General features: G+C 43.2%; 4 protein-coding genes. 2 read left to right on the top strand and 2 right to left on the bottom strand.

Annotated features, from left to right (window positions below; all coding sequences use genetic code 11):
- Window positions 1-455: hypothetical protein (locus C7B77_RS23640; RefSeq protein WP_245894352.1), on the top strand; the 455-nt coding region annotated here is incomplete at its 5' end.
- Between the two features lie 14 nt (window positions 456-469).
- Here C7B77_RS23640 and C7B77_RS23645 read toward each other — a convergent pair.
- Both C7B77_RS23645 and C7B77_RS23650 read right to left on the bottom strand, forming a co-directional pair.
- Window positions 470-2,251, bottom strand: coding sequence for an ABC transporter substrate-binding protein (locus tag C7B77_RS23645; RefSeq protein ID WP_106310704.1), 1,782 nt, complete (start codon window positions 2,249-2,251; stop codon window positions 470-472).
- A 247-nt stretch (window positions 2,252-2,498) separates the two neighbouring features.
- Entirely contained in the window at window positions 2,499-3,650 is a 1,152-nt protein-coding gene (locus tag C7B77_RS23650) for a glycosyltransferase (RefSeq protein ID WP_106310706.1), read from the bottom strand.
- Between the two features lie 336 nt (window positions 3,651-3,986).
- Here C7B77_RS23650 and rfbG point away from each other — a divergent pair, with 336 nt between their 5' ends.
- Window positions 3,987-5,060: a CDP-glucose 4,6-dehydratase gene (gene rfbG, locus C7B77_RS23655; protein ID WP_106310708.1), complete on the top strand. Its 1,074-nt coding sequence runs from the start codon at window positions 3,987-3,989 to the stop codon at window positions 5,058-5,060.
- The last annotated feature ends 77 nt before the right edge of the window (window positions 5,061-5,137 follow it).

Genomic DNA, 5,137 nt, shown 5'->3' on the forward strand with positions numbered 1-5,137 from the left:
CCCTTATGGAACGCGGTTTAATGTGGCTCCCATTGCTCGGAGCATTTATCTGGTTGGCGAGAGCGGGTGCTAATGAGTACCAAAAGCTCGAAGCTTACAAACGCTGGGCGGTAGAATTCGATCGATGTAAGTATGATATCTATGCGGTGATGGGACTCAAAGATCGTCAGATTAGTTGGGGTAAACCGACTAAAGCAGAGCCAAAAGATCTACAAACATTCAGTCTCGATCGAGTCGAACAGATTCAATTAGTAGTAGACGATAAAATCATCGATTTAGATAACTTACCTAATGGTGGTAAGAAAATTAATCTTCGATTTCAGTTAAAAGAGCCGCCAGCAGCCGGACAAGAATCGATCGAGATTCCGTTTACGGAAGTACCGATGGCGGCTGAATGGGCGGGATTTTTGAATAAAGCGATCGTCGATCGTAATATTGTCCCAACAGATAGCTAAAATTCGTAGATGTCCTACCGTCGATCGCTAATTTTCAATTCATAAAGATTCCAGAATGGGCCGCCAATTGGTGAGTAGTCAATCCCTTGGACGCGATTTTTGACTGCTGAGAGCGATAGTGGATTGACTAAGTAAATACAGGGTAAATTCTCTTGAGTTATTTTCTGAGTCTCGATATAGATTTGGCGGCGTTTACCTTCATCTAATTCTTGGGCAGCTTGAATGTATAGTTCGTCAATTTTCTTCTCCCAATCGGCAACGCGACGATCTGTCAGTTGGGGTTTACCTTTTTGAGGTTTGAGATTAAATATATGCGAACCACCATCTACCGACCAAAAATTTGCACCATCATTCGGCTCGATGCCACCTGTAAATCCAATCAATAAACTATCCCACTGTAAGGAATTATCAATGCGATCGATTAAGAGGCTAAAAGCTATGGGGGTAAAGTCTACTTCAACTCCAACTAATGCTAAATCTTGTTTGATTTGAGTGCCTAGTGCTTCACGAATTTTGTTACCAGAGTTAGTAATTAATGTAAATCTTACTGGATTATCGCGATCGTCAACAAGTTTATTTTGCTCGTTGTATTTAAACCCTGCTGCTGTAAACAATTCTTTAGCTTTTTTGGGATTGTAGTCATAAAAAGGCAATCCTTGTTCGCGCGATAAATAGTAAGGACTCGGAACGGAAATCGGTGAATCTTGCGGCGCACCCAAACCACGATAAATGTTATTAATCATTCGCTGACGATTGATGCCATAGGCGATCGCCTGCCGAAACTTGACATTATTAAACCAGCGCGATTTGATCGGATCTACTAGTGGTTTACCATCTCTTTCGCCTTCGTTGAGGTTAAAAGATACGAAGGTAGTCCCAGTTGCTGGGCCACCATTATAGATTTTATATCCACCTTTTTGTTCTTCTTTTTTAAGCAATGAAAAGAAGTCTGGCAAAACCTTAAAAGAATCTAAACCACCCGATCGAAATTGGACTAACTCTGTATCTGTCGATTCCACAATTTGCCAGACTACGCGATCGATATATGGCTGCTGCTGTCCTTTACTATCTTTTCGCCAGTAATAGGGATTCTTTTTAAAAACTATTCGCTCGCCTGGAGTATAGGTATCTACCATATACATGCCATTAGAAACTAAGTCCGCAGGTTTGGTATTTAGACCCCAAGTACTCAAAAATAATGGTTTACCACTCTTATCTTTTTGAACTACAGTCGGGCGGAGTTTGTGAGCAGGGAGAATACTAATTCCTGTCGTGCGGAGGAATGGGGCGGATGGGTCTGGCGTTGTTAATTCAATGCGATCGTTGTCAACTTTTTTAACAGTAGGTAGTTTGCGATCTTTACCAATTTTGAGAATGTCGCGGGTATCCGTAGGGATATCTTCGTTAAAAAAGACTTCATTAAAGGTGAATGCGACATCATCGATAGTTAGTGGCGCGCCATCCGACCATTTGAGATTTTTTTTGAGCGTAAAGGTGACAGTTTTTTTATCTGGAGATATGACCCAAGATTCGGCTAGAGCTGGTTCGATTTCTCCTTTACCATTTTCGGTAATCAATCCTTCGCCAACATAACCAAAAATATTAGGTGATTCATTACTTAACGCTGGATTGAAAGTCTTAGGATCGCTGAGAATTCCATATACTAACTGATTGTTAGTTTGAGCGGAAGAAGATTGAAGCAGCGCGCGACAACTGCTAATCCCGATCGCGATCGCTAGCACGATCGAGACGATCGACAACCGCCGCCATTTACTTATTAATATATTTTTTAACATATCAAAGATTTACGATTTTCAGCTATTAATTAATAATACTTCGGACAGATAGGATCGGTTCGCAAACATTAGTCACCGCTACAATTAGGAAACCGCGCTGGAGTAAGCGGCTAGAAGCTGCGATCTCAAGAGTATACTCACATCTTACCTCAGTACAAAAGCATTAATAGTTAGTGTAGATCTGAGAGTACCTCTTGTGGCACTGGTGTCAACTTAAGGGTTGTAAGCTGTCTCAGATCGGTAATGCCTAAATCTCAACATTCGATAGCTCTACCTCTCGTGCTAACTGATGAAGACGCTGTTCTCGATCGATTGTTGCTTGAGTTGGTGTCAAGTTGAATGCAGCTAAGATTTTTTGCCAGCGATAAACCCAATCATGTTTGAGGAGAGAATTAACGACATTACGACGACGAATTGTTGCTAATTTTTCTGGCTTTGAGTCCAATTGAGCGAGTGTGGCGATAATATCTTGACTGTCGGGTGGGACTTCGATGACGACATCTTCCCAATCAAAATATTTTGGAAACATCTCATTAGCTGGCGGCATCCCCAGCATAATTGTTCCGGCTGCTGCTCCTTCAAAGTAGCGAAATCCGATTTCTTGTGAGTTTTGTGTGTATACTGGTTCGTTGAATTTAGCAAAATAATTGATACTAAATCGGCTTCTCTTCATGAGATTAACTAGCATCATTCGGTGTTCGCTGGGATTATCTATTTCTAAAGCTTGTTTTTTGACCGTATCATAGTAGTAAAAAAAATTACTATGGCGAGCATGTTCGATTAAAGATCGATGAATTTCAGGCGATCGCCGACCGAGAGCGATAACATCAATGCCGCGTTCTGGTGGGTTGGGATATGGGCAAAATTTGAGAGCATCCGCCCCGCCAGGGATATAGATAACTGGACGATCGATCGCTTTACTCAATCGATCGTTGCATAAACACATACAGGAAAAAACTATATCGAAGTTCTGAAAAGGTTCTTGTAACAATCGCCAATTGTTTAATCCTGGACTATGAAATTCGGTAAGCAAACAAGCTTTGTAACGGCATTTTTCTTGCCAACCCTGAATTGAATTGATTAGTTGCAGATCCCAAGCATTATGTACGATTATCAATAGCAAGTCATACTCATGTTCGATAATAAAATCTTGGGGATAAGGTGTGATTTTTGCTGCCAATCGATCGGAACGCCCAATATATTTCGTCAGCCGATATATCTTCCGCATGAGATTGTGAGTATTGACAGGCGCGAATAAATCGGCATCGTCAACATCACAAATTAGGTCTTCAAACTCATAACAACCACAACTAGCAGCAGCAGAATTGAGTCCTCGGCTTGACACAACTAAAATCCGTGCGGGTCTTTTGTCAGTGCTGCGATCGATACTATTAGGCATAAATGAATAATTTGGAAAGGAGTAGGATTATCGACTGTCTTGTACTTTTTCATAATCTGTATTGAAGTTTAAGCTAACAAGATACTAATTAGACGGACTTAATTGTTACAAAATATATACAGTTATGTCAATTTGCGCTCGGTTGGGGTCTAGATCGTGGCTCGTTCGCTCTAAATTAGTTGTTGCAATCCGAGCGGTTGTTGCGATCTGGATCGTGGCTGGTGCGAGTTGAATCAGTTGTTGCAATCCGAGCGGTTGTTGTGATCTGGATCGTGGCTGGTGCGAGCTGAATCAGTTAAAATTGCTTTGCCTAAAGCTATATGTGAGCGCAAACACATGGACACTACTTTTTGGCAGGGAAAACGGGTATTTTTGACCGGGCACACTGGTTTTAAAGGTAGCTGGTTGTCGCTCTGGTTGCAGTCTGTTGGAGTTGAGTTATGGGGATACGCCTTAGAGCCGCCGACAAGTCCGAGCCTGTTTGAAGTTGCCCGTGTCGCAGATGGAATGACTTCCACGATCGGCGATATCTGCGATCTTCAGCATTTAAAACAAGCGATTGCTGATTGTCGTCCAGAAATTGCGATCCACATGGCGGCTCAATCGGTGGTGAAATCGTCCTATGTCGATCCGGTGTTGACTTACAACACCAATGTGATGGGCACGGTGAATTTATTTGAAGCAATTAGGCAGGTGGGTGGGGTACGCGCCGTACTGAATATCACCTCTGATAAATGCTATGAGAATCGAGAATGGGTGTGGGGCTATCGCGAAAATGACCCATTGGGTGGTTACGACCCATACAGTAGTAGCAAAGCTTGTGCGGAGTTGGTGACAACTGCCTACCGCAATTCATTTTTTAATCCTAGTGATTATGCGACCCATGGTGTGGCGATCGCGTCTGCCCGTGCTGGCAACGTCATTGGGGGTGGTGATTGGACACCAGATGGATTGGTGTCGGATCTTGTCAAATCTTTGCTCGCAGAAAAGCCTGTGGTGCTTCGGAACCCGATGGCAACTCGTCCCTGGCAACATGTTTTGGATGCACTGAATGGGTATCTGACTTTAGCAGAGCATCTATACGATAAGGGGCCAGCATTTGCCGACGCTTGGAATTTTGGCCCCTACGAGTCAGACGTGCAACCAGTCAGTTGGTTAGTCGATCGACTATTAGCCCAATGGGGCGCAAACTCAACTTGGGAACAAGATCGAGCGCATCACCCCCACGAAGCCAATGCTCTGAGTTTAGATTGCTCGAAAGCTCGTCTGAAGTTGGGATGGAAGCCGCAGTTATCGCTAGAAGCAGCTTTGGCGCAAATTATTGACTGGACAAAATCTTACCAAGCAGGGGAGGACATGCAACAGGTGACTAGAGCAGCTATTGAGCAATTTATGAATTTATCTAGTTAGTAGGCTACGGTGTCTACACAAGGATATTGGTAACGATCGTATTCCTTTACCCCACCCCAGCCCTCCCCTTATAAAGG

Source organism: Chamaesiphon polymorphus CCALA 037, from assembly GCF_003003845.1.
Taxonomy (GTDB): domain Bacteria; phylum Cyanobacteriota; class Cyanobacteriia; order Cyanobacteriales; family Chamaesiphonaceae; genus Chamaesiphon; species Chamaesiphon polymorphus.

Bases quoted from the DNA above. Each gene is read 5' to 3' on its own strand.
- C7B77_RS23645 (WP_106310704.1), bottom strand. From the start codon at position 2,251: ATGTTAAAAAATATATTAATAAGTAAATGGCGGCGGTTGTCGATCGTC.
- C7B77_RS23650 (WP_106310706.1), bottom strand. From the start codon at position 3,650: ATGCCTAATAGTATCGATCGCAGCACTGACAAAAGACCCGCACGGATT.
- rfbG (WP_106310708.1), top strand. From the start codon at position 3,987: ATGGACACTACTTTTTGGCAGGGAAAACGGGTATTTTTGACCGGGCAC.